This window comes from Brachybacterium sp. JB7 (assembly GCF_003335205.1).
Taxonomy (GTDB): Bacteria; Actinomycetota; Actinomycetes; order Actinomycetales; family Dermabacteraceae; genus Brachybacterium; species Brachybacterium alimentarium.
Genome location: NZ_QPGN01000006.1, coordinates 1 through 22,731, shown reverse-complemented (window position 1 = coordinate 22,731; position 22,731 = coordinate 1). Strand labels below are relative to the sequence as shown.

The following is a 22,731-nucleotide window of genomic DNA, read 5'->3' as shown; positions in this document are numbered from 1 at the left end:
GCACGGCGCGAAGGACCGGAGACACCCCATGGCGACCTCGTTGCTGACCCGGGTCAAGGCCCAGGTCGATCTGCACACCTCGAACCGAGCGCGCGGCCTCATCCAGGGCCGCGGCCGCTCGCTGTTCAAGGGCAGCGGCGAGGACTTCGACGATCTGAAGTACTACCAGCCCGGCGACAGGATCTCCGAGATCGACTGGAAGGCGACCGCCCGTTCCGGCGAGCCGCTGATCCGGCGGTTCAACGAGGAGCGGGTGCGGCACCTCTCGGTCGTCGCCGACACCTCCTCGGCCATGGCCGCGACCGCTGCGGACGGCACGTCCAAGCGGGAAGCGATGATCCTCGCGGCGGGGATGATCTGCTTCCTGGCCCAGAAGAACGGCGACCTCGTGGGCCTGGTGGGCGGCCACGAGGGCCACCCGATCCAGCTGCCCTCACGCTCAAGCGACGGTCATCTCGAGCTGCTCCTGCGCAGCGTCCAGCAGGCCGCCACGCCGGCGGCCCCCGCGACGGACACCTCCTGGCTGCTCGAGCGCGCCTTCCGCGTCACCTCGCGCTCCACGCTGATGACGATCATCACCGATGAGGCGCATCCCGTGGTCGAGGACTACACCTTGCTGAGGCGCCTGACGACACGGCACGACGTGATGGTCATCCGCATCGCCGACGCCGACCCGCTGCAGCGCACGGAGCTGGACCACGAGGTGATCGACGTGGACCGTCCCCGCGAGATCGCCTCGCTGTCCCGCTCCTCGAAGCGCGTCGCCCAGGATGTCGAGGCGTACCGCCGCGCTCGCCGCGAGGGCATCACCGAGATGCTCGATCGTCTGCACGTGACCCACATGATCACCGAGGGCGAGACCACCGTGGTCGAGGACATGATCGCCATGCTGAGGTCGAGGGAGTACCGCCATGCCCGCGTCTGAGCTGCTCACCGGCGCCGGCGCGCTCCTGGCCGACCCCTCGCCGAAGGACATCATCGCCCCGCCCCAGTACTCGGTGGCATGGGTGATCCTGGCAGTGCTGTGCCTGCTGGTCATCACCGCACTGATCGTCGCCACCCTGAAGATCACCCGGGCGATCGAGAAGCGTGTCGCCTACCGGCGCCGCCCCACCGACGTGGACACCCTGAAGGCCGAGTTCCTGCGAGCCGTCAACGACATCGCCGACCGCCATGACGCGGGGGAGCTGGAGGCCCGCCCCGGCCATCACGAGCTCACCGCCGTGATGCGCCGCTTCGTGCGCCGCACCACCGGCCACGACGTGACCAGCCAGGACACCGGCACCCTGACCGCGGATCCGCGCACCCGTGACGTCGGCGAGCTGATCGCGGCACTGTACGAGCCCGACTTCGCGCTGTCCACGGACGCCGAGCTGCGGGACTCCGTGCGCCGCGCCCGGGAGGTGATCCGACGATGGTCATGACCTTCTGGTGGGTCACCCTGCTGCTCCTGCTGGCCGCGCTCGCCGTCTGGGGCATCACGTTCTGGAACCGCCGGGCGATGCGCAAGGCGCCGGTGCTGGTGGCCAACTCCCAGTACCTCGACCGCATCCCCAGCTTCGTGCGCGCCCAGCGGGTCGCCAAGGTGCTGCGGGTGCTGCAGATCGGGATCGCCGTGATCGCCGTGGTCTCCGCCTCCGTGCTCTCGGGCCGGATCGCGACCGAGCGGATCGAGACCCCGGAGTTCTCCTCGCGGGACATCGTGCTGTGCCTGGATGTCTCCGGCTCGATGTACGAGTACGACACCGAGATCCTCTCGACCTTCGCCGAGATGGTCGACTCCTTCGACGGGGAGCGGGTGGCCCTGACGATCTTCAACTCGACCAGTCGCACCGTGTTCCCGCTGACCAACGACTACGACCTGATCCAGCGCCAGCTCGAGGAGGGCGCCGAGGCGATCGACTTCGACGAGTTCGGGTACCGGCTCGGCAACCGCGACTATCCCGAGGACAAGGTGCGCAGCTACGTCGACTTCGTCGAGGGCACGCGCGGGATCCCGGACCAGGCCTCCGTGGTGCCCGACGGCCTGGCCTCCTGCGGGCAGGTCTTCGACCAGGCGGACACCGAGCGCTCCCGCTCGATCATCTTCGCCACCGACAACGAGGTCAACGGAGAGCCGATCTTCACCTTGGACGAGGCCGCCGACGCCGTCGCTGCGCGGGACATCGACCTGTACACCTTCTATCCCGGCGCGTACGACTGCGGCCCCGAGTGCCTCGAGGAGCTGCGCTCCGCGACCGAGGGTCATGACGGCTCCCTGTACGAGTCCTCGGACCCGCGGGCGATCCCGTCGATCATCGACCAGATCCAGAAGTCCCAGGCCCAGGCGATGGGGGCCGAACCCACCGTGGTGCGCACCGACCATCCGACGTTCGGGTTCGTGCTCACGTTCCTGTCCCTGATCGGCATCCTGGTGCTGGGCTGGAGGGCACGATGATCCGCCTGGAGCCCCTGATGCCGCTGTGGGCGACGATCCCCCTGTTCACGGCGATGCTCGCGCTGTGCGCGGTGCTGCTGATCCGGCGGCCGCGCCAGCGGATCGCGTGGCTGCGTCGCCTGCTGATGGTGGTTCTGCTGCTCGCCGTCGCCCTGCGCCCGGTGACCCCGCTGGACAGCGAGCAGACCCAGAGGATGAACGCGAACGTGTTCTTCGTGGTGGACCGCACCGGCTCGATGAACGCCGAGGACTATGCCGACGGCCAGCCGCGCCTGGAGGGCGTGAAGGCGGACATGACCCGGATCATGGGGATGACCGAGGGGTCGCGCTACTCGATCCTCGCCTTCGACTCCTCCGCCACGCAGCAGCTGCCGCTGACCACGGATGCCGGGGCCGCCCGCTCCTGGATCGACACCCTCACCACGGAGCCGACGGCCTACTCCCAGGGCTCGAACGTCGACCGCCCGCTGGAGTCGCTGATGGGACAGCTCGCAGCGACCCGGAAGGAGGACCCGGACTCGCAGATCCTGGTCTATCTCCTCACCGACGGCGAGAACACCGATGATCGGGACTCGGAATCGTTCAGCCCCATCGCCGGCTACACCGACGGCGGCGGCGTGCTCGGCTACGGCACCGCCGAGGGCGGACCGATGAAGGTCGAGGGCGGCGACGCCGACGGCGAGTACATCACCGACTCCAGCGGGGCGAAGGGCATCTCGAAGATCGACGAGGAGCAGCTGCAGGCCATCGCCGACCAGATGGGCGTGCCCTATCTCCATCGGGAGGACCCCGAGGCGGAGATCGAGGGCACCATGGAGGGGATCACGCTGCGCCCGGTCCCGATGGAGTCCGCGCGGGACGTGGCCAGCTTCGAGGACTGGTACTGGGTCGCCTCGATCCCGCTCGCCGCACTCCTGATCTGGGAGCTCGGCGCGATGACCTATCGGCTTCCTCGGCGGCTGGATCGGGACGACGTCACAGGAGCGCAGCGATGAGTGCACCCACGGCCCCCGGGCCCGATCCCTCCGCCCCGAGCGCTCCCAGCCCGTCGCCGGCGACGAGCCCGATGCCGCCCGCGCTCGAGCAGGACACCTCCGGCAGCCCGAAGGACTTCGGGCTGAACGTGCGCCGGCTGCGACGCACCCGGATCATCGTGTTCGTGGTGCTCGCGCTGCCGATCCTGGCGCTCGCGCTGCTCGCCGTGAAGTTCGTGTCCATGCCGATCACGCAGGCCGGTCACCGCTCCGCCTACGACAGCGGTGACTATCCGGCGGCGATCGAACGGCTGGCGCCCGTGGAGCTCGCGAACTGGTTCGAGCCCTACCTGCCGCATCTGTCCAAGGGCACGGCCCTGCTGCAGCAGGGGGAGGACGAGGCGGCGGAGGAGGAGCTGCGCATCGCGATGGACGAGTGGGACGAGCACAGCGACCTCAACTCCCCGTTGCATGCGCAGTGCAAGATCGCCAACAACCTCGCGATCTCCATCGAGCGACAGGCCGACGAGATCGAGGACGCGCAGAAGCGCGCCGATCGCCTCCACGAGGCCGAGGAGCTGCTGGCGGTCTGCGGCGGCGGTGGCGGCGGCGGTGAGGGAGAAGGCGAAGGCGGCTCCGGCGGCGGTGAGGAGGGCACCGGCAACGAGGACTCCGAGACCACCGACAAGAACGGAGAGCGTGTCGAGGAGAAGCGCCGCGAGGCCGACGAGGAGGCCGGCAACGACCCTGCGGACCGCGATCAGGAGGGCGAGGGCAGCCCTCCGCCCGCCGGTGATCCCACCCGTGAGGACCCCGAGGGCGATGGCCCCGACGAGGAGGCCCCCACGGACGGATCGGACGACCAGCAGAAGAAGGACGACGAGCTGGAAGAGCGCAACAAGGGCGCGCAGGGCGGCGAGGGCGACGACGAGCCCGGCGACACCGACCAGGATCCGAACAAGCCATGGTGAACAGCGTCGGCGCCGCGCGCGCCTATCTCGACCATGCGGCGACCACCGTGCTGCGTCCCGCCGCCCGGGAAGCCCTTCTCGAGGCCTCGGCGACTCCGGGCAACCCGTCCTCGACCCATGCCACGGGACGCCGCGCCCGGGCTGTGCTCGATGACGCCCTGGAGTCGATCTCCGAGCAGCTCGGGGTGCCTCGCAGCTGGCTGATCATGACATCCGGAGGGACCGAGGCGGACAACCTCGCGGTCCGCGGCGCGGCCACCGGGATCCTCGCCGCAGAGCCCTCCCGCACCGCCGTCGCGGTGGCGGCCACCGATCACCCGGCTGTGGTCGCCACGGCGCGGTCGCTCGCACCCGCTCTCGAGGCCCGGATGCTGCCGGTCGATGGCCAGGGGATGCTGCGGTCCGAGGGCGTCGAGGCCGCCCTGGCCGACGGTGCCGTAGGGCTGCTCAGCGCAGCCCTGGTCAACAACGAGACCGGCGCGATGCAGGATCCGGCGGCCCTGGCTGCGCAGGCCCGTCCCCACGGCACCATCGTGCACACCGATGCGGTCCAAGCCCTGGGACACGGTGCTGCCCTGGGGCACGGTGCTGACCTGGGGCACGGCTCCGCTGGGGCGTTCCCCTTCTGGTCGTGGGACGACCTGGACCTCATGACGCTGTCCGGGCACAAGATCGGAGCCCCCGTGGGGGTCGGGGCACTGGTCGCCAAGCCCGACGTGCCCTTCGGGCCCGTGAGCACGGGCGGCGGTCAGCAGCGCGAAGTGCGCTCGGGAACGCTGGACCTCGCCCTCGCCGCAGCCTTCGCCGCCGCGCTGCGCGAGACCCTGTCCGATCGCGACCAGGAGATCCGACGGCTGCGCGCCCTCGCCGAGCGGCTGCGCCGCGGGATCCACGAGATCGACCCCACGGCCCGCTTCACCCTCGCCGAGGACACCCCGCGCTCGGCGCACATCGTGCACGTCGTGTTCCCCGGCGCGCACTCCGACTCCCTGCTGTTCCTGCTCGATGAGCGCGGGATCGACGCGTCGGCCGGCTCCGCCTGCTCCGCCGGCGTCACCCAGGCCAGCCCCGTGCTGGCCGCGATGGGCATCGACGACGCCACCGCCCGGGGCGCACTGCGCCTGTCCCTGGGCTGGACCAGCACCGACCACGACGTCGACCTCCTGCTGCGCGCCCTGCCGGACACGCTGGAGAAGGCTCGGGCCGTCGGCGCGCTCCTGGGCTGACGCACCGGTCCGCTCGCGCCCTGCCCCCGGCACCGGGCCCCGGCGTCGGGCCGGTTGTTACCGGGGCGCATCTCACGTTCGGGCCACCTGCCCGGGACCATGCGCGACCGTAGACTTCTCGGGTGCGATTCAAGGAGGTGACGGGACGATGAAGGTGCTCGCAGCGATGAGTGGTGGGGTCGACTCGGCCGTCGCCGCGGCCCGCGCGGCCGAGGCGGGCCACGAGGTCGTCGGCGTCCACATGGCCCTGTCCAAGAACCGGGACCAGACCCGCTCCGGCTCCCGGGGATGCTGCACCGTCGAGGACGCCTCCGACGCCCGGCGTGCCGCAGACCGCATCGGCATCCCGTACTACGTGTGGGACCTCTCCGACGACTTCCACGACCTCGTCGTCGAGGACTTCCTGTCCGAGTACGCCGCCGGCCGCACCCCCAACCCCTGCGTGCGCTGCAACGAGCGGATCAAGTTCGCCACCCTCATGGACCGTGCCCGGCTGCTCGGCTTCGACGCCGTGTGCACCGGCCACTACGCCTCGATCCGCACCGACGGCCCGGACGGCGCGCCGTCCCTGCACCGCTCCCGCAACATGGCGAAGGACCAGTCCTATGTCCTGGCCGTGATGGGTCCGGACGCCGTGGGCCGCTCGCTGTTCCCGCTGGGGGAGTACGAGACCAAGGAGGAGGTGCGGGCCGAGGCCCGGGCACGCGGACTCGGCGTCTCCACCAAGCCGGACAGCTACGACATCTGCTTCGTGGCCGACGGCGACACCCAGGGCTTCCTCGAGCGCAACCTCGGGGCCTCGCCCGGCGAGATCCTCGACGCGGACGGCAGCGTGATCGGCTCCCACCAGGGCACCCACGGCTTCACCATCGGCCAGCGCAAGGGCCTGGGCATCCAGCACCCCGCGGCCGACGGCGCGCCCCGCTACGTGGTCGACATCGACCCCTCCTCCCGCCAGGTCGTCGTCGGTGCGGCGGAGCTGCTGTCCACCCGCGAGCTCATCGCCACCGACGTGATCTCCTTCGAGCCGCTGTCCGTCGGCCGCGAGGTGCGCGCCCAGATCCGAGCGCATGGCGAGGCCACCCCGGCCCGCCTGCTCGAAGTCCCGACCGACGCCACGGTCCCCGCCACCACCGCCGATAGCGCTGCCGCCGGGGCCACCGCCGATAGTGCTGCCACTGGCGCCGCTGCCACCGGGGCCGCTGCCACCGGCGCCGCTGCCTCTGGCGCTGCTGCCACCGGGGCCGGCGCCGACCCCGACGCCCCCACCGCCGACTCGAGCCTCCGTGTGAGCCTCGAGACCCCGATCCGAGGCGTCGCGCCCGGTCAGACCCTCGTCCTGTACGACGGCGACCGCGTGATCGCCGCCGCCACCCTGGAGCGACGCGCATGACGACACTGGTCACCCTCACGGGCGACGGCACCTTCCGAGTGCCCACCCCTGCCGAGACCCTCCGCCTCGAGCTCCCCGACGATCCGCACCTGGCCGCGCTGATGCGCCTGCGCGCGCTGCTGGGCGACGATCTCGACGAGCAGATCGCGACCCGGCTCTACCTGCCCTCGGCGCTCGGCACCGACGAGACCGACCACCTGCTGCCGGCCACCTTGGCCCTGCTCGCCGAGACCACCGGCGACCTCGTCAGCTACGGCTGGCGGCTGGGCCCGGGCATCGGGCGCGCCTGGCAGCACGCCCGCGAGCTGCGCGACCGGCTCCTGGACGCCGCCCGCATCGCTTTGCTCGGCTACGAGGGACCGCTGATGACGACGGCGCTCGGCCCGGTCACTCTGGCCGGCGCCACCTTCCTGAACTCGGGCGAGCGCACCCTCGGTGATCCAGGCGCCGTGCGCGATCTGCCGCTGCTGCTGGCCGAGGGACTCATCGACCACCTCACCGAGGTCCGTGAGCGGGTCCCGGGCGCGCGCCCCCACCTGCTGCTGCGTGAGGACGCGGTCGCCGGTGTGCACGAGGGGCGCATCCCCACCCCGTCCGGTCGCCGCGCCTACCCGGCCGTCCCGGCTCCCGAGATCGGGGCGCTGTGGCGCAGCCTGATCGTCGCGCTCGAGGACGCCGGCCTGGGCGCGGGCTCGATCACCATCGGGATCGGCGCGGATCTCGAGCTGCTGCGCGCTGCACGCGATGCGGGCGTGCGCAGGATGACGCTCGGCCCGCGCCGCATGCCGACGCTCGAGGACCCCCGAGGTCGCGCCCTGTGGGAGGGGATCGCCGATGCCCGCGAGGCCGGCTGCTCCTTCGAGGTCGTCGTCGATCCGCGCCCCGGCGGCAAGCTCGCCCCCGAGCTCGAGAAGCTCCTGGGCATCTGGAACCAGATGGGATACGCCGACGCCGATGCGGCCGGCTGCACCCTGCTGGCGAACACGGGCGTCTCGCACGACGTCCACGCCGGCAGGCTCGATCCCTCGGCGCAGCCGGAGCTGTCGACCATGCTCGATGAGAACGCCCTGGAATCGCTCCTGCGCGCCGCGCCGCCGTGGGCGGAGCGCGTCGCGGGCTGATCCGCCCGGCTATGCCTTGTCAGGACGGTGGGTCACAATGTCCTGGTGAGTCAGGACGAGCAGGACACCCAGCACACCGTATCCACCGAGCGTTCGGGGGGCGACGCCACCGAGGCGCAGCAGCGCATCGCCGAGCTGACGGCTCAGATCGAGAAGGCGATCGAGGACTACTACGTCCATGACGCCCCGACCCTCGCCGACGCCGAGTACGACGCGCTGGAGCGCGAGCTGCGCGAGCTCGAGGAGCGGCACCCGCAGCTGGCCAAGGAGGATTCCCCGACGCAGACGGTGCACGGCGCGGTGGCCGAGGGTCTCGCGGAGATCGATCACGCGGAGCGGATGCTCAGCCTCGACAACGTCTTCTCCGTCCAGGAGCTGCGCGACTGGTGCGCCCATGCCGGCGCCGAGCTCGGCCAGGACGTCCGCTGGCTCACCGAGTTGAAGATCGACGGTCTCGCGATCAATCTCCGCTATGAGCGCGGCGAGCTGGTCACGGCCGCGACCCGCGGCGACGGGCGCACCGGCGAGGATGTCACCGCCAACGCGGTGCAGATCCCCGGCATCCCGCGGTCCCTGTCCGGCAGCGGCCATCCCGACCTGGTCGAGGTGCGCGGCGAGGTGTTCATGCCGACCGCGGACTTCGCCCGTCTGAACGACTTCCAGGTGGAGCTGCGTGAGCGCGCGGTCGCCGAATCCCGCTCGCGCTGGGAATCGCGTCAGGCCGCGGGCCGGCGCGCGTTCGACGAGGAACGGGAGCAGCTGGCCGCGACCCGCCGCTTCCCGACCTTCGCGAACCCGCGCAACACCGCGGCCGGAGGGCTGCGCCAGCAGCTCGAGAAGAAGACAGGTCTGGAGCGTGAGGCGGGCGACGCCCGGCTCACCTCCCTGCGGCTGACGGTGCACGGCCTCGGCGCCTGGCCGGACCCGCCCGTCGGCTCCCAGAGCGAGGTCTACGACCTGCTGGAGTCCTGGGGGCTCCCGACCAGCCACTACATGAAGGTCGTGACCTCGTCGGAGGAGGTGGTCGACTACGTCGAGCACTACGGCGAGCACCGCCACGACGTCGAGCACGAGATCGACGGCATCGTCGTGAAGGTCGACTCCTTCGCGCAGCAGCGGGCCCTGGGCGCGACCTCGCGCGCCCCGCGCTGGGCGACCGCCTTCAAGTATCCGCCCGAAGAGGTCACCACCAAGCTCCTGGACATCCAGGTGCAGGTGGGACGCACCGGCCGCGTCACCCCCTTCGGCGTCATGGAACCGGTGACCGTCGCCGGCTCCACGGTCGAGAAGGCCACGCTGCACAACCAGTTCGATGTGGAGCGCAAGGGCGTGCTAATCGGCGACACCATCGTGCTGCGCAAGGCCGGCGACGTGATCCCGGAGATCCTGGGCCCCGTCGACTCCTTGCGCGACGGCAGCGAGCGCCCCTTCGTGATGCCCACGCAGTGCCCGGCCTGCGGCACCACCATCCGGCCCGAGCGGGAGGGCGACAAGGACTGGCGCTGCCCCAACCAGAAGAACTGTCCCGCGCAGGTCACCGGGCGCGTCGAGCACGCCGCCTCCCGAGGAGGCTTCGACATCGAGGCGCTCGGTGAGGAGTCCGCGATCGCCCTGACGGATCCCGACAAGCGCCGCGGGGAGGCGCTCGCCGCCCTGAGCGCCGGGCACAGCATCCACCTGCCGATCCGCGAGGCCTCCGACGCGGAGCTCGAGAACTTCGTCGTGGTGAAGAACGGTCGGGTCACCCAGGGCACCGATGGCGTGCCGCTGCTGCAGATCACCTCGGCGGAGGATCCTCTGCTGCCCGGGCTGCAGGAGCCCGTGGTCACCATCGGCAGCAATCTGTTCGACCTCACCGTCGAGGACCTGCGGGACGTGGTCGTCTGGCAGCCGGAGCGTCGTGACGGGGAGCCGACGGGGGACTGGCGCATCCAGCCCGCCTTCTGGTCCCGTCCGCAGTTCAAGCACTTCAAGCGCGACGGCGTCTGGACGCAGCACAAGGCCCCGACCGTGCTGAAGACCACCGAGACCCTCGCCTCCGAGCTCGAGAAGGCGAAGAGCCAGCCGCTGTGGCGGGTGCTCGTCGCGCTGTCGATCCGGCACGTGGGGCCGACGGCCGCACGCTCTCTCGCCACCGCCTACGGGTCGATGGACGCCATCCGCGAGGCGAGCGTCGACCAGCTCGCCGACACCGACGGCGTGGGTCCGATCATCGCGGAGGCCGTGGTCGAGTGGTTCGACGTGGACTGGCACCGCGAGCTCGTCGATGCCTGGGCCGCGTCCGGCGTGCGGATGGTCGATGAGGTCGAGGAGGGCTTCGTGAAGACCCTCGAGGGCCTGACAATCGTGGTCACCGGTGGGCTGGAGGGCTTCAGCCGTGACGGCGCGAAGGAAGCGATCATCACCCGCGGCGGCAAGGCCTCGGGCTCGGTCTCCAAGAAGACCGACTTCGTGGTGGTCGGCGAGAACGCCGGTACCAAGGAGACCAAGGCCCGCGACCTCGGACTGAGGATCCTCGACGAGGCCGGGTTCGTCGCGCTGCTCGACGGCGGGGCCGACGCGGTCGCCGACGCCGACGCCGAGGATCTGTCAGCCACCGCAGAACCGGTCCCGGACGAGGCGACCGGCCCGGACGAGGCTCCGCACGAGGCGGCGGACGAGAGCGTCGAGGACCTGTCGAGCGACGCATAGTCCGACGTCGGGACCGGCACCGCGGAGCGAGGACGGACAGAGCGTCGTGCCCTTCGAACGGATTCACCGGCGCAATGTCCCGGGCGGACGAATCCCTCCAGCAATCCTCTCGACTTCGCTCTGCGGCCGTGGGAGCGTGGTGCGCGTCACGATGCACCCCATAGGAAGGCTGCTCGACCATGAGCACCCATCGTTCCGAACCCACTGCGGGCTCCGGCGAGGAAGCGACTCGTCGGCACGTCGACCGACGCACCATCCTGCGAGGGGCCGGTCTCCTGGGCACCCTCACCGCAGCGGGTGGCGCACTGGCAGCGCCCGCCCAGGCGGCCCCTGCACAGGCCGCGACGCCGGGCGACCTCGATCCGAAGGACTTCACACTCACCGCTGACTATGACGAGCACACCTCGCGCGTCGCGGCGCTCCTGGAGCAGGCCGGTGGGGCGAGCGTCAGCGACGTCATGGACCATGCGAACCATGACCGCACTCCGGCGACTGTCCTGGACACGCAGGTGCACGGCTTCCGCTTCGCCTCGAGCGACGAGAACGATCCTGATGCCGTCCCCCAGGGCATCACCACCAGCCGAGATGCCGTCGGTACGGCAGGGAACGGGCGGTACGACGGGCGTCAGGTGATCGCGGTCAGCTTCTACAACAACTCCCCGAAGAGCAGCCGCATCAACCTGATCGATTGGGACGCGAACCATCCCGACTCCTACCGACGGATCCTCCTGGTGGAGCCCACCGGCACCGCGGCGGAACCGAGCTTCCAGGACATCGGGATCCATGTCGGAGGGATCGCCTGGTACGAGGATCTGCTGTACGTGGCGGATTCCACGGCCTCACCGAACGGTATGCGGGTGTTCGACATGAGCAAGATCGTCACCACGGACACGGGCGGGTCGAAGGACCAGATCGGCAGGGTCGGGGACTCGTTCTACGCCCACAACTACGCTTATGTGCTGCCGCAGGTGGGAACTGTCAGCTCCGAGGTCGCCGACGGCACGACAGAGCTCGTGTGGTCCACGATCTCCCTGGATCGCGTGAGCCGGTCGATCGTCATGACCGAATATCGCTGCGTGGACTGCGGGGGCGACTATCCGGAAGGACCCACGCGTGCCGTCCGCTTCCCATTCGAGAAGGGCGGTGCCACGTTCGCGGAGAAGACCACCGCCACCGAGGCCCTCGAGGTGCCCCTGCACTACCTCAACGGTGTCGCCTCCCACAACGGGCGCTGGTGGTTCAACGACTCCCACCACAAGACGCTGCACCACTGGTCAGGGTCCGGTGCGATGACCTCCTACCCGTGGGTGTCCTGGGGAGAGTCCCTCAGCTATTGGGAGGACGCCGACGGGCCCGATCTGCTGTGGTGTCTCAAGGAGGACGAGGGCGACCGCCCGGTGTTCGCGGTCAAGCAGGGCGACTACTCCTCCTGACGCCAGCCCCACAGTGCACCTGCCCTGCGCCGGCGCAGATGCCCTGCGCCGGTGCGGACCCGCAGCGCCGAGGTGCTCACGCCTCCTGGGCGAGGGCGATCGGCAGCACCGGACCGGAGCCCGCGCGCCGCAGCAGGCGCGCGGCGATGGTCATCGTCCACCGGGTGTCGATCATGTCGTCCACCAGCAGGATCGGGGCACCGTCCAGGGCCTGCAGGCGCTGCTGCAGCTCCGGGGTGACCGCGAAACGGTTCCAGAGGGCGGCGACCCGGAAGGCGCTGTTGCGAGCCCCGTTCAGAGGAGCCGCTTCGGGGTCGAGGCCGAGCTGACCGAGATTCTCGAGCCGACCGACCGACGCGATGCCCGAGGCGAGTGAGCTCACCAGATGCGGACGCGTGGCCGAGGGCACGGCCAGCACCCCGACGGGTCGCCGGGCCCAGTCCCATTCGGCGAGGACCTCGACGATCCGGGAGCCGATTCGCTCGGGCACCTCGGCGTCGACGCGGTGGCCGTTCTCGTCGGTGCGCAGCAGCTCGCGCAGGGGGACCGCCCATCCCAGATCCGACATGCGCGCGATCACGCGCCCCACCTCGGCCCGTTCGGATTCGGGGATGCGGCCCTTGGGAGGTGCGCTCCCGTCGAGAGTGACCTGCAGACGATCCAGGCCCTGCGGCCACTGAGCACGCGGCTCGACCGGCACGCCGACACGATCCAGAAGCGCGGCGACCTGGGTATCGGCCGCGGAGCCCGACGCTGCCGGAGCGTCGACCGCGGGATACCAGGGTCCTGAGCAGACGTCGCAGCGGCCGCAGGGGACGGCCGTGGTGTCATCAAGCTGACGGGCCAGGAACACCATCCTGCACTGGGCCGGGTCCGCAGCGACCGCCTCGGGCCCCTGGCCGTCGGTGCCGAGACGCTCATAGGCGAGCATCGCCTGCTGCTCCTCGCGACGGGTGCGCGCCACGTTCTCGTACCGCTCGGCGTCGTAGTGCCACGGAGCACCGGTCGCGATCCAGCCTCCGCGCACGGCCTCGACCGCACCGTCGACCGCGAGGACCTTCAGCAGCAGCTCGAGCGCGGTGCGGCGCACGTCCACCCGCGCCTCGAGAGCCGGCGTGCTCAGCGGGGAGCCGGACTCCGCCAGTGCGCTGAGCACCTGCGCCGCGGACTCCTGCGAGGGCATCGACGCCGTGGCGAAGTACTCCCAGATCGCTCGGTCCTCACGCCCGGGAAGCAGCAGCACGTCAGCAGTGTCCGTCGCACGGCCGGCACGCCCCACCTGCTGGTAGTAGGCGACCGGCGAGCTCGGTGCGCCCAGATGGATCACGAAGCCGAGGTCGGGCTTGTCGAAGCCCATGCCCAGCGCGCTCGTGGCGGCGAGGGCCTTGAGCCGATTCTCCTTGAGATCCGCCTCGAGCTGGGCGCGCTCCTCGGCATCCGTGCGCCCCGTGTAGGCGCGCACGGGCCGGTCGGGACGGTTCAGCAGCGTCGCCAGGTCCTCCGCGGCGGAGACGGTGAGGGTATAGATGATGCCCGACCCCTCGAAGGAGTCCAGGTGGCGCACCAGATAGTCCAGCCGCTGCCGGTCATCGGGCAGGGACAGGGAGCCCAGGCGCAGGGATCGCCGGGTGAGCGGGCCACGCAGCGTCAGCACCCCCGAGGTGGTCGTCTCGGGGCCTTGAGCGGTGACCCCGAGCTGCTCTTCGACGTCCGCGACCACGCGGCTGTTGGCGGTCGCGGTGGTGGCGAGCACCGGCACCTCCGGGCCGAGCTGTGCGACGAGATCCCGCAGCCGGCGGTAGTCGGGCCGGAAGTCGTGCCCCCAATCGGAGATGCAGTGCGCCTCATCGATCACCAGCAGGCCGCAGCGCTCGACCAGGCGGGGCAGCTGCTCCTCGCGGAAGCGGGGGTTCACCAGACGCTCGGGGGAGACCAGCAGCACGTCGATCTCATCGGCTGCGAGGCTCTGCTCGATCTCCTGCCACTGCGTGGGATTCGCCGAACTGATCGCCTCGGCCCGGACCCCGGCTCGGGCGGCCGCGGCGACCTGGTCGCGCATGAGCGCGATCAGCGGGGAGACGATGAGTGCCGGTCCGGCGCCGCGGCGACGCTGCAGCAGGGAGGCGAGGAAGTAGACGGCGGACTTCCCCCATCCCGTGCGCTGGACCACGAGCACGCGGCGCCGTTCCTCGACGAGTGCCGAGATCGCCTCGAACTGCCCCGCATGGAAATCGGCATCGGGGCGCCCGGTGAGCGCGGCCAGAGCCTGCTGCGCCTCGTCGTGCAGTGCCGAGTCGGACGGGGCGGGGGAGGGCTGCGAGGGTTCCATGCCCCCAGTGTGGCAACTCGGGCCGACGCGCGAGCTGGCAGAGCGCCGTGGTGGACAGAACCCGTCCGGGCCCCGATGGGGAGGAGAGGTCGCTGGGAGGCTCAGGTGTCGTCGGAGGCGGAGTTCTCGCGGGCCAGACGGCGCAGACGCTCCGACGTGGATTCGTCATCGCGCAGCGGATCCTCCTTGGTCGCCAGCGCGCGGCGCATCTTGGCCTCGAGCTCCTGCGCCTCCCGGATCGTCGGATCGTCCGAGGGCTGGTCCTCGTCCTCGGGATCGTGGGCGTGGTGATCGACGTTCGGGTCGACAGACATGACGGCGCCTTCCTTCAGGAGTCGGCCTCAGGGACCTCGGCTGGTGGGCGGAAGTCTACCGGGGAGGTGACTACGATCGATCAGGTGAGCCATCGATCCCGTCGCACCTCGTCCCAGGCCCATCGCAGGTCGGCCCGTCACTCCGCACGCCCCGCGTCAGGCAGGGCGCTCGGCGGATACCACCTCGTCGAGGCGCTCATCGCCGGGTGGCGGCCGCTGCAGCGCCTGGACGTGGACGGCTTCGCGCTGCTGCGCTCGCGGGGGATCACCCGCCGCGCCAACAGCGCCGTCGCCGTGGACGCTCCCTCGGACGACGCCTCGCTCCTCGCCGCGGTCGAACGGATCGAGGGACTGCTCGCGATGACCGGGGAGCAGGCCTGCTTCCGGGTCCTGGACGTGCACGGCCCCGAAGCGCTCGACGGCCTCCTCGCCGCGCGCGGGTACGACGCCACCGGTCACAGCACCCTGCTCGAGCTCCCGCTGGACCGCGCCCGCACCGCGGCCCCGCATCCGTCGGCCGAGATCCGCACCGGAGCGCTGGACGAGGACTGGTTCGAGGCCGCCTGGTCGCTGGCGCCCCGCGACGGGGACGACGCCCGCGCCACGATGCACGACATCCTCGCCGGCACGCCCTCGGTGCAGGTGCTGCTCCGCTCCAACGGCAACGGCAACGGCAACGGCAACGGCAACGGCGACGGCAGCGGCGACGGCAACGGCGATGACGTCGACGGCGGCGGCGCACCCGTCGCCGTCGGCCGCGCCGCCCTGGTCGAGGCGGGCCGGGGGACCGCAGCGATCCTGAACATGATCGCGGTGGATCCGCGGCGCCGTCGTGAAGGACTCGGCCGTGCCGTCTCGCAGACCCTGCTGGCGATCGCCGCCGTCCAGGGGGCGGATCTCGCCCTGCTCGAGGTCGAGCAGGACAACGCCCCCGCCGCCGCGCTCTACCAGGGACTCGGCTTCCATCCCCGCGGGAGCTATCACTACCGGAAGCAGGCCGGCGCGCCGCCGACCCCTGATTCCTGAGCCGCCTGCGCCGGTCGTCCCCGCCCTGCCGGCGAGCGCCTAGAATGTGCCTCATGCCTTCGATCGGACGAGATGACGTCGCACGCCTCGCCGACCTCGCACGGATCCAGCTCACCGATGAGGAGATCGACCGCTTCGCCGGCGAGTTCGACTCCATCATGGATGCTGTCGCCTCCGTGTCCGAGGTCGCCACCGAGGATGTTCCCGCGACGTCCCACCCCATTGCCATGACCAACGTCTTCCGTGAGGACGTCGTCGAGAACACGCTGACCCAGGAGCAGGCGCTCGCCGGCGCTCCTGACGCGCAGGACGGCCGTTTCGCCGTCCCGCAGATCCTGGGCGAGGAGTGAGAGGAGAGTGACCCCACCGATGAACGACATCATCCGTCGCAGCGCCGCCGCCCAGGCGGCCGCGCTGAACGCAGGCGAGGTCTCCTCCGAGGAGCTCACCCGCGCCCACCTGGATCGCATCAGCGCCGTCGACGGCGACCTGAACGCCTTCCTCCACGTCGACCAGGACGCCGCCCTCGCCACCGCTCGGGACATCGACTCCCGCCGCGCCGACGGCGAGGAGCTGCACGCGCTCGCCGGCGTGCCGATCGCCGTCAAGGACGTCGTGGTCACCGAGGGCCAGCCCACCACCGCCGGCTCCAAGATCCTCGAGGGCTGGATCCCGCCCTACGACGCGACCCTGGTCACGGCCCTGCGCGAGGCCGGCCTGCCGATCCTCGGCAAGACCAACATGGATGAGTTCGCGATGGGCTCCTCCACCGAGACCAGCGCCTACGGCCCCACCCGCAACCCGTGGGACCGCGACCGCATCCCCGGCGGCTCCGGCGGCGGCAGCGCCGCGGCCGTGGGGTCGTACGAGGCCCCGCTCGCGATCGGCACCGATACCGGCGGCTCGATCCGTCAGCCCGGCGCCGTCACCGGCACCGTGGGCGTGAAGCCCACCTACGGCTCCGTCTCCCGCTACGGCCTGATCGCCATGGCCAGCTCGCTGGACCAGGCCGGCCCCGTGACCCGCACCGTCGAGGACTCGGCGCTCCTGCACGAGCTGATCGCGGGCCACGACCCCCACGACTCGACCTCGCTGACCGATCCCGTCGGCTCCTTCGCCGCGGCCGCCCGCACCAAGGACGTCAAGGGGCTGCGCGTGGGCGTCATCGAGGAGCTCGAGGGCGAGGGCTTCGCCCCTGAGGTCAGCGCCCGCTTCACCGAGTCCCTCGAGCAGCTGGAGCGCGCCGGCGCGGAGATCGTGCGGGTCTCCTGCCCGAACTTCCGCTACGCGCTGGGCGCGTACTACCTGATCATGCCCTCGGAGGCGTCCTCGAACCTCGCGAAGTTCGACGGCATGCGCTTCGGCCTGCGCGTGATCCCCGAGGACCACCCCACCGCCGAGAACGTCATGAAGGCCACCCGCGGCGCCGGCTTCGGCGACGAGGTCAAGCGACGCATCCTGCTGGGCACCTACGCGCTGTCCGCCGGCTACTTCGACGCCTACTACGGCAGCGCCCAGAAGGTGCGCACGCTCGTCCAGCGCGACTTCGCCGCCGCCTTCGAGCAGGTCGACGTGCTCGCCTCGCCGACCTCGCCCACCGTCGCCTTCCGCCTCGGCGAGAAGGTCGACGACCCGATGGCGATGTACATGAACGACATCGCCACCATTCCCGCGAACCTCGCCGGCACGCCGGGCATCTCGATCCCCAGCGGTCTCGCCGAGGATGGCCTGCCCGCCGGCATCCAGTTCCTCGCCCCGGCCCGCGCCGACGAGCGCCTCTACCGGGTGGGCGGCGCCCTGGAGGCACTGCTGGAGGACTCCTGGGGAGGCCCCCTGCTGGCCAAGGCCCCCGAGCTCACGTCAGGAGCGAAGTGATGAGTGCAGCAACCGACATCGAACTCGTCGACTACGACGAGGCCATCTCGCGCTTCGACCCGGTGCTCGGCATCGAGGTCCACGTCGAGCTGGGCACCGCCACCAAGATGTTCGACGGCGCGCCCAACATCTTCGCCGCCGAGCCCAACACGGCGATCACCCCGACCTCGCTGGGCCTGCCCGGCGCGCTGCCGGTCGTGAACCACAAGGCCGTCGAATACGCGATCAGGATCGGCCTGGCGCTGAACTGCTCGATCGCCGAGAACTGCCGGTTCTCGCGCAAGCAGTACTTCTACCCGGACCTCACGAAGAACTTCCAGACCTCGCAGTACGACGAGCCCATCTGCTACGAGGGCTGGGTCGACGTCGAGCTGGAGGACGGCGAGATCATCCGCGTGGAGATCGAGCGCGCCCACATGGAGGAGGACGCCGGGAAGAACACCCACGTCGGCGGCTCCACCGGGCGCATCCACGGTGCGACCCACTCGCAGGTCGACTACAACCGCGCCGGCGTGCCGCTGGTCGAGATCGTCACCAAGCCGATCCCGAACACGAAGGGCCGCGCCCCCGAGGTCGCCGCCGCCTATGTGCGCACCCTGCGCGACATCTTCCGGGCGCTGGACGTCTCCGAGGCGAAGATGGAGCGCGGCAACGTGCGCGCCGACATCAACGTCTCGCTGCGGGAGAACCCCGAGGCCGAGCTCGGCACCCGCACCGAGACGAAGAACGTGAACTCGTTCCGGTCGATCGAGCGCACCGTGCGCTACGAGATCTCCCGCCAGGCGGGCGTGCTCGACGCCGGCGAGAAGATCATCCAGGAGACCCGCCACTTCCACGAGGACACCGGGGGCACGTCCTCGGGCCGCCCGAAGTCCGACGCGGAGGACTACCGCTACTTCCCCGAGCCGGATCTGGTGCCCGTCGCTCCGAGCCGCGAATGGGTCGAGGAGATCCGCGGCAGCCTGCCCGAGCTCCCGGCGGCGCGCCGTCGCCGCCTGCTGGGCGAGTGGGGCTTCACCGACCTCGAGATGCGCGATGCGATCAACGCGGGTGCCCTCGACCTCATCGAGTCGACCGTCGCCGCCGGAACGAGCGCGCAGAGCGCCCGCAAGTGGTGGATGGGCGAGCTGGCGCGGGTCGCCCGCGAGCAGGATTCCGAGCTGGAGGAGCTGGCCGTCACCCCGGCTCAGATCGCCGAGCTGCAGGGCCTGGTCGACGGGAAGAAGATCAACGACAAGATCGCCAAGCAGGTGCTCACCAAGGTCCTGAGTGGTCAGGGAGATCCGGCCGCGATCGTCGAGAAGGACGGCCTCGCCGTCGTCTCGGACGACTCGGTGCTCACGGGCGCCGTCGATCAGGCGATCGCCGACAACCCCGACGTGGTCGCGAAGATCCAGGGCGGCAAGATCCAGGCCATCGGCGCTCTCATCGGCCCGATCATGAAGGCCACCCGCGGTCAGGCGGACGCCGGCCGCGTGCGCGAGATCATCATGGAGAAGCTCGGCGTCAGCTGAGCGGATCCGCGCCGGAGCACAGCGCTACCGGAGCACAGGAGCGCCCGGGAGCCGTCACCATGCGGCCCCGGGCGCTCCTGTGCTCTCGGACCTGCCAGGACTCCCGGCAGCCTGCGGCAGCCCGCGGCAGCCCGCGGGCTCGCTGCCCGCGCACGAGGAGGCGCTCAGCCCTCCAGCAGCCGCGCCGCCGCCGCAGGAGTGCCCTCCTCGGGCAGCGGGAGGTAGGAGACGACGTGGAGATCCGGTGCGTCCTGCGGCACGACGTTGACCTGCTCGAACACGAGACGTCCCACGACCGGATGGAGGAACTCCCGGCGCCGTGAGGCGAAGCGCTCCACCTCGTGGGCGTCCCAGGCGCGGGAGAACTCCTCGCTCTCGGCCCGCAGGTGCCCCACCAGACGCACATGCTGCGGACCGCCGGCCCGGCCACCGGCCTCGGCACGGTACTCGGCGAGGAACTGCCGGCTGGTGCGCTCCCAGTCCGGGAGCATCGAACGCACCCACGGGTCGGTGAAGATGAACTGCAGCAGGTTCCGCTGGGTCGCCTCGGCGTCCCGGACCGCAGGGAACAGTCCTTCGTACGCCCGGTTCCAGGCGGCGATGTCCCAGTGCGGCGTGAGCGCGAAGGCCGGGGCAGGGTCGAGGGCGTCCAGCAGATGCTGCACGTGCGAGGGAACCGGTGCGGGTTCGGCGAGCACGGGGCGCGGGGGAGGAGCGAAGCCGGCCAGACCGAGCACGTAGTCGTGCTCCGCCTCGGTCAGGCGCAGGTTCACGGCGACCGCGTCGACCACCTGGCGCGAGGGGTTGATGTCCCGGCCCTGCTCGAGCCACGTGTACCAGGTGACGCTCACCCCGGAGAGGAACGCGATCTCCTCCCGACGCAGTCCCGTGGTGCGCCCGCGGCCCACGGGCGGCAGGTCGTAGTCGGCCCGCACGACCTCGTTGCGGCGTCGTCGCAGGAAAGTGCCGAGCTCGGCGCGCGGTCCATCGGTCATGCAGCCTCCTGGTCGGCAGGTCGTCCCTGGCGTGAAAACTATCAGTTCCACCACTAGTAGTGGCGGCGTCTTGGTGCCGGGGCGTCCGGGGTGGTCAGATGTCCCTATGCCTCAGCTTCGTTCCCGCACCTCGACCCACGGCCGCAACATGGCCGGTGCTCGCGCCCTCTGGCGCGCGACCGGCATGAAGAGCGGTGATTTCGGCAAGCCGATCATCGCGATCGCGAACTCGTACACCCAGTTCGTCCCCGGTCACGTGCACCTCAAGAACATGGGCGATCTCGTGGCGAGCTCCATCGCCGAGGCCGGCGGCATCTCCAAGGAGTTCAACACCATCGCGGTGGACGACGGCATCGCGATGGGCCACGGCGGCATGCTCTACTCGCTGCCCAGCCGTGACATCATCGCCGACTCCATCGAGTACATGGTCAACGCGCATACGGCGGATGCCCTGGTGTGCATCTCCAACTGCGACAAGATCACCCCCGGCCACATGATGGCCGCGATGCGCCTGAACATCCCGGTCATCTTCGTCTCCGGTGGGCCCTCCGAATCCGGCAAGCCCGTCGAGGGTGTCACCGAGAACCGGATCGACCTGGTCGATGCGATGGCGCTCAGCGCCGACGACTCCATCACCGATGCGCAGCTCGCCGAGGTGGAGGAGAATGCCTGCCCCACCTGTGGCTCCTGCTCGGGCATGTTCACCGCCAACTCGATGAACTGCCTCACCGAGGTGCTCGGCCTCTCGCTGCCCGGCAACGGCACCACGCTCGCCACCCACGCGTTCCGCAAGGAGCTGTTCCTCGAGGCCGGTCGGAAGATCGTCGAGCTGGCCACGCGCTACTACGAGGACGGCGACGAGTCGGTGCTGCCGCGGGCGATCGCCACCAAGGCCGCTTTCTCCAACGCGATGGCGATGGATGTCGCCATGGGCGGTTCCACGAACACGATCCTGCACATCCTCGCGGTCGCGATCGAGGCCGGGGTCGACTTCGGTCTCGATGACATCGACCGCATCTCCCGCCTGGTGCCCACGCTGTCCAAGGTGGCCCCCAACGGCACCGCGCACGTCGAGGACGTCCACCGTGCCGGCGGCATCCCCGCCATCCTCGGGGAGCTCGACCGCGCCGGGCTGCTGGACCACACGATCCACACGGTGCACTCCCCGGACCTCGCCAGCTGGCTGGCGGAGTGGGACATCCGCGGCGGCTCCGCCTCGAAGAAGGCCGAGGCCCTCTTCCACGCGGCCCCGGGCGGCGTGCGCACCACGCAGGCCTTCTCCACCACGAACACCTGGGACGAACTGGACACCGACGGTGAGGAGGGCGTGGTCCGCGCGGTCCCGCATGCCTACACCAAGGACGGCGGCCTCGCCGTGCTCAAGGGCAACCTGGCCCGCGACGGCGCCGTGTTCAAGACCGCCGGCGTCACCGAGGACCTCTTCCACTTCGAGGGCAGCGCAGTGGTCTGCGACTCCCAGGAGGAGGCGGTCCAGAAGATCCTCGACAAGACGGTCAAGGCCGGCGACGTCGTGGTGATCCGTTACGAGGGCCCGCAGGGCGGGCCCGGCATGCAGGAGATGCTCTACCCGACCTCGTTCCTCAAGGGACGCGGTCTGGGCAAGACCTGCGCACTGATCACCGACGGCCGCTTCTCCGGCGGCACCAGCGGCGTCTCGATCGGCCACATCTCCCCGGAGGCGGCCGAGGGCGGCCTGATCGGCCTCATCGAGGACGGCGACACGATCATCATGGACGTCGACAAGCGCCTGCTGGAGCTCGATGTCCCCGAGGACGAGCTCGCCCGGCGCCGTGAGGCGAAGGGACCGCTGCCGTGGCGGCCCGTGAACCGTGATCGCGTCGTCTCCCAGGCGCTGAAGGTGTACGCGCATCTGGTGCGCTCGGCGACCTACGGGGCGACCCGCCGCCCGCTGGACTGACCGCCGCTGGTCCGACCCGTCGCGCGCTGGTCCGACCCGCACCGTCGGGACGCTCTGGACACCCCCGACGCTCGGGGCCCGGGACCCCTCGGTCTCAGGCCCCGAGCGTCGCCTCGTATCTGTCCACGGCGATCTCCGCGACGAGCGGATGGTCACCGAGCGGAGCGGCGACCAGATCTGCGCCGGCGTCCTCGAGCTGGCTGGTGAACTGCCCTGGTGCGAGCAGGTAGTTCGCGACCACGACTCGGCGGGCGCCGGCGGCGCGCCGACTCGCGACGGCCTCGGCCACGGTGGGCGATGCCGCGGCGAGGAAGCCGACGCTCACCTCGCGGCCCAGACGCCGGGCGAGCACCCGGCCCATCTCGTGGGCCATGGCCTGCCCGGCAGGATCCCGGGTGCCGACCACGCCCATGACCACCGCGTCCTCGCTGTGGGTTCCGGCCTCCGCGAGCCGCTGCGCCATGACTTCGGCCAGGCGCGGATCGGGGCCCAG

The 22,731-nt window shown here is 70.8% G+C and carries 19 protein-coding genes; 15 read left to right on the top strand and 4 right to left on the bottom strand.

Features of this window, described 5'->3' with window-relative positions:
* Window positions 1-28 precede the first annotated feature (28 nt).
* From CIK81_RS09120 to CIK81_RS09075, 10 genes are all read left to right on the top strand, one after another.
* On the top strand, window positions 29-925 hold the full coding sequence (locus CIK81_RS09120) for a DUF58 domain-containing protein (protein ID WP_096165668.1): 897 nt from the start codon (window positions 29-31) through the stop codon (window positions 923-925).
* Window positions 912-1,424 (top strand): hypothetical protein, encoded by a 513-nt coding sequence (locus tag CIK81_RS09115; RefSeq protein ID WP_096165667.1) that lies wholly within the window; start codon window positions 912-914, stop codon window positions 1,422-1,424. The genes CIK81_RS09120 and CIK81_RS09115 overlap by 14 nt, the downstream gene beginning before the upstream one ends.
* Window positions 1,415-2,437: a VWA domain-containing protein gene (locus tag CIK81_RS09110; protein ID WP_096165666.1), complete on the top strand. Its 1,023-nt coding sequence runs from the start codon at window positions 1,415-1,417 to the stop codon at window positions 2,435-2,437. The genes CIK81_RS09115 and CIK81_RS09110 overlap by 10 nt, the downstream gene beginning before the upstream one ends.
* On the top strand, window positions 2,434-3,432 hold the full coding sequence (locus CIK81_RS09105) for a VWA domain-containing protein (RefSeq protein WP_158541977.1): 999 nt from the start codon (window positions 2,434-2,436) through the stop codon (window positions 3,430-3,432). The genes CIK81_RS09110 and CIK81_RS09105 overlap by 4 nt, the downstream gene beginning before the upstream one ends.
* Window positions 3,429-4,382, top strand: coding sequence for a hypothetical protein (locus tag CIK81_RS09100; RefSeq protein ID WP_181861509.1), 954 nt, complete (start codon window positions 3,429-3,431; stop codon window positions 4,380-4,382). The genes CIK81_RS09105 and CIK81_RS09100 overlap by 4 nt, the downstream gene beginning before the upstream one ends.
* Window positions 4,376-5,608, top strand: coding sequence for a cysteine desulfurase family protein (locus CIK81_RS09095; RefSeq protein ID WP_114355632.1), 1,233 nt, complete (start codon window positions 4,376-4,378; stop codon window positions 5,606-5,608). The genes CIK81_RS09100 and CIK81_RS09095 overlap by 7 nt, the downstream gene beginning before the upstream one ends.
* A 148-nt stretch (window positions 5,609-5,756) precedes the next feature.
* A complete protein-coding gene (gene mnmA, locus CIK81_RS09090; RefSeq protein WP_114311477.1) occupies window positions 5,757-7,001 on the top strand; it encodes a tRNA 2-thiouridine(34) synthase MnmA in 1,245 nt (414 codons plus the stop codon).
* On the top strand, window positions 6,998-8,122 hold the full coding sequence (locus CIK81_RS09085; protein ID WP_114355631.1) for a hypothetical protein: 1,125 nt from the start codon (window positions 6,998-7,000) through the stop codon (window positions 8,120-8,122). The genes mnmA and CIK81_RS09085 overlap by 4 nt, the downstream gene beginning before the upstream one ends.
* Window positions 8,123-8,167: 45 nt before the next feature.
* On the top strand, window positions 8,168-10,813 hold the full coding sequence (locus CIK81_RS09080) for an NAD-dependent DNA ligase LigA (protein WP_114355665.1): 2,646 nt from the start codon (window positions 8,168-8,170) through the stop codon (window positions 10,811-10,813).
* Between the two features lie 179 nt (window positions 10,814-10,992).
* Window positions 10,993-12,246, top strand: a complete 1,254-nt coding sequence (locus tag CIK81_RS09075; RefSeq protein WP_199586340.1) for a hypothetical protein — start codon at window positions 10,993-10,995, stop codon at window positions 12,244-12,246.
* A gap of 76 nt (window positions 12,247-12,322) precedes the next feature.
* Here the strand turns inward: CIK81_RS09075 and CIK81_RS09070 are convergent, their stop codons facing one another.
* Both CIK81_RS09070 and CIK81_RS09065 read right to left on the bottom strand, forming a co-directional pair.
* On the bottom strand, window positions 12,323-14,575 hold the full coding sequence (locus tag CIK81_RS09070) for a RecQ family ATP-dependent DNA helicase (RefSeq protein ID WP_114307346.1): 2,253 nt from the start codon (window positions 14,573-14,575) through the stop codon (window positions 12,323-12,325).
* A gap of 101 nt (window positions 14,576-14,676) precedes the next feature.
* Entirely contained in the window at window positions 14,677-14,889 is a 213-nt protein-coding gene (locus CIK81_RS09065) for a hypothetical protein (RefSeq protein WP_096165659.1), read from the bottom strand.
* An 84-nt stretch (window positions 14,890-14,973) separates the two neighbouring features.
* On the opposite strand from CIK81_RS09065, the gene CIK81_RS09060 reads away from it, so the two are divergent.
* From CIK81_RS09060 to gatB, 4 genes are read left to right on the top strand one after another with little or no spacing between them, the layout of a single operon-like run.
* Window positions 14,974-15,915: an N-acetyltransferase gene (locus CIK81_RS09060; RefSeq protein ID WP_114355664.1), complete on the top strand. Its 942-nt coding sequence runs from the start codon at window positions 14,974-14,976 to the stop codon at window positions 15,913-15,915.
* A gap of 53 nt (window positions 15,916-15,968) precedes the next feature.
* Entirely contained in the window at window positions 15,969-16,265 is a 297-nt protein-coding gene (gene gatC / locus CIK81_RS09055; protein ID WP_096165655.1) for an Asp-tRNA(Asn)/Glu-tRNA(Gln) amidotransferase subunit GatC, read from the top strand.
* A gap of 19 nt (window positions 16,266-16,284) precedes the next feature.
* A complete protein-coding gene (gatA, locus tag CIK81_RS09050) occupies window positions 16,285-17,790 on the top strand; it encodes an Asp-tRNA(Asn)/Glu-tRNA(Gln) amidotransferase subunit GatA (protein ID WP_096197261.1) in 1,506 nt (501 codons plus the stop codon).
* Window positions 17,790-19,304: an Asp-tRNA(Asn)/Glu-tRNA(Gln) amidotransferase subunit GatB gene (gene gatB, locus CIK81_RS09045; RefSeq protein WP_096165652.1), complete on the top strand. Its 1,515-nt coding sequence runs from the start codon at window positions 17,790-17,792 to the stop codon at window positions 19,302-19,304. Before gatA ends, gatB begins: the two co-directional genes overlap by 1 nt.
* Window positions 19,305-19,468: 164 nt before the next feature.
* On the opposite strand, the gene CIK81_RS09040 is transcribed toward gatB, so the two are convergent.
* The gene (locus CIK81_RS09040; RefSeq protein WP_096165650.1) at window positions 19,469-20,299 is read right to left on the bottom strand and encodes a helix-turn-helix transcriptional regulator; all 831 of its coding nucleotides are present in this window, start codon (window positions 20,297-20,299) and stop codon (window positions 19,469-19,471) included.
* Between the two features lie 106 nt (window positions 20,300-20,405).
* On the opposite strand from CIK81_RS09040, the gene ilvD reads away from it, so the two are divergent.
* Complete coding sequence (gene ilvD, locus CIK81_RS09035; RefSeq protein ID WP_096197262.1) at window positions 20,406-22,238, top strand: dihydroxy-acid dehydratase; 1,833 nt, start codon at window positions 20,406-20,408, stop codon at window positions 22,236-22,238.
* Window positions 22,239-22,332: 94 nt separating this feature from the next.
* Here the strand turns inward: ilvD and CIK81_RS09030 are convergent.
* A partial coding sequence (locus tag CIK81_RS09030) for a sirohydrochlorin chelatase (protein ID WP_275937291.1) occupies window positions 22,333-22,731 on the bottom strand: 399 nt, incomplete at its 5' end.

Excerpts from the sequence above, each read along its gene's own strand:
- CIK81_RS09120 (WP_096165668.1), top strand. The coding sequence starts at position 29 with ATGGCGACCTCGTTGCTGACCCGGGTCAAGGCCCAGGTCGATCTGCAC.
- CIK81_RS09115 (WP_096165667.1), top strand. The coding sequence starts at position 912 with ATGCCCGCGTCTGAGCTGCTCACCGGCGCCGGCGCGCTCCTGGCCGAC.
- CIK81_RS09110 (WP_096165666.1), top strand. The coding sequence starts at position 1,415 with ATGGTCATGACCTTCTGGTGGGTCACCCTGCTGCTCCTGCTGGCCGCG.
- CIK81_RS09105 (WP_158541977.1), top strand. The coding sequence starts at position 2,434 with ATGATCCGCCTGGAGCCCCTGATGCCGCTGTGGGCGACGATCCCCCTG.
- CIK81_RS09100 (WP_181861509.1), top strand. The coding sequence starts at position 3,429 with ATGAGTGCACCCACGGCCCCCGGGCCCGATCCCTCCGCCCCGAGCGCT.
- CIK81_RS09095 (WP_114355632.1), top strand. The coding sequence starts at position 4,376 with ATGGTGAACAGCGTCGGCGCCGCGCGCGCCTATCTCGACCATGCGGCG.
- mnmA (WP_114311477.1), top strand. The coding sequence starts at position 5,757 with ATGAAGGTGCTCGCAGCGATGAGTGGTGGGGTCGACTCGGCCGTCGCC.
- CIK81_RS09085 (WP_114355631.1), top strand. The coding sequence starts at position 6,998 with ATGACGACACTGGTCACCCTCACGGGCGACGGCACCTTCCGAGTGCCC.
- CIK81_RS09075 (WP_199586340.1), top strand. The coding sequence starts at position 10,993 with ATGAGCACCCATCGTTCCGAACCCACTGCGGGCTCCGGCGAGGAAGCG.
- CIK81_RS09070 (WP_114307346.1), bottom strand. The coding sequence starts at position 14,575 with ATGGAACCCTCGCAGCCCTCCCCCGCCCCGTCCGACTCGGCACTGCAC.
- CIK81_RS09065 (WP_096165659.1), bottom strand. The coding sequence starts at position 14,889 with ATGTCTGTCGACCCGAACGTCGATCACCACGCCCACGATCCCGAGGAC.
- gatC (WP_096165655.1), top strand. The coding sequence starts at position 15,969 with ATGCCTTCGATCGGACGAGATGACGTCGCACGCCTCGCCGACCTCGCA.
- gatA (WP_096197261.1), top strand. The coding sequence starts at position 16,285 with ATGAACGACATCATCCGTCGCAGCGCCGCCGCCCAGGCGGCCGCGCTG.
- gatB (WP_096165652.1), top strand. The coding sequence starts at position 17,790 with ATGAGTGCAGCAACCGACATCGAACTCGTCGACTACGACGAGGCCATC.
- CIK81_RS09040 (WP_096165650.1), bottom strand. The coding sequence starts at position 20,299 with ATGACCGATGGACCGCGCGCCGAGCTCGGCACTTTCCTGCGACGACGC.
- ilvD (WP_096197262.1), top strand. The coding sequence starts at position 20,406 with ATGCCTCAGCTTCGTTCCCGCACCTCGACCCACGGCCGCAACATGGCC.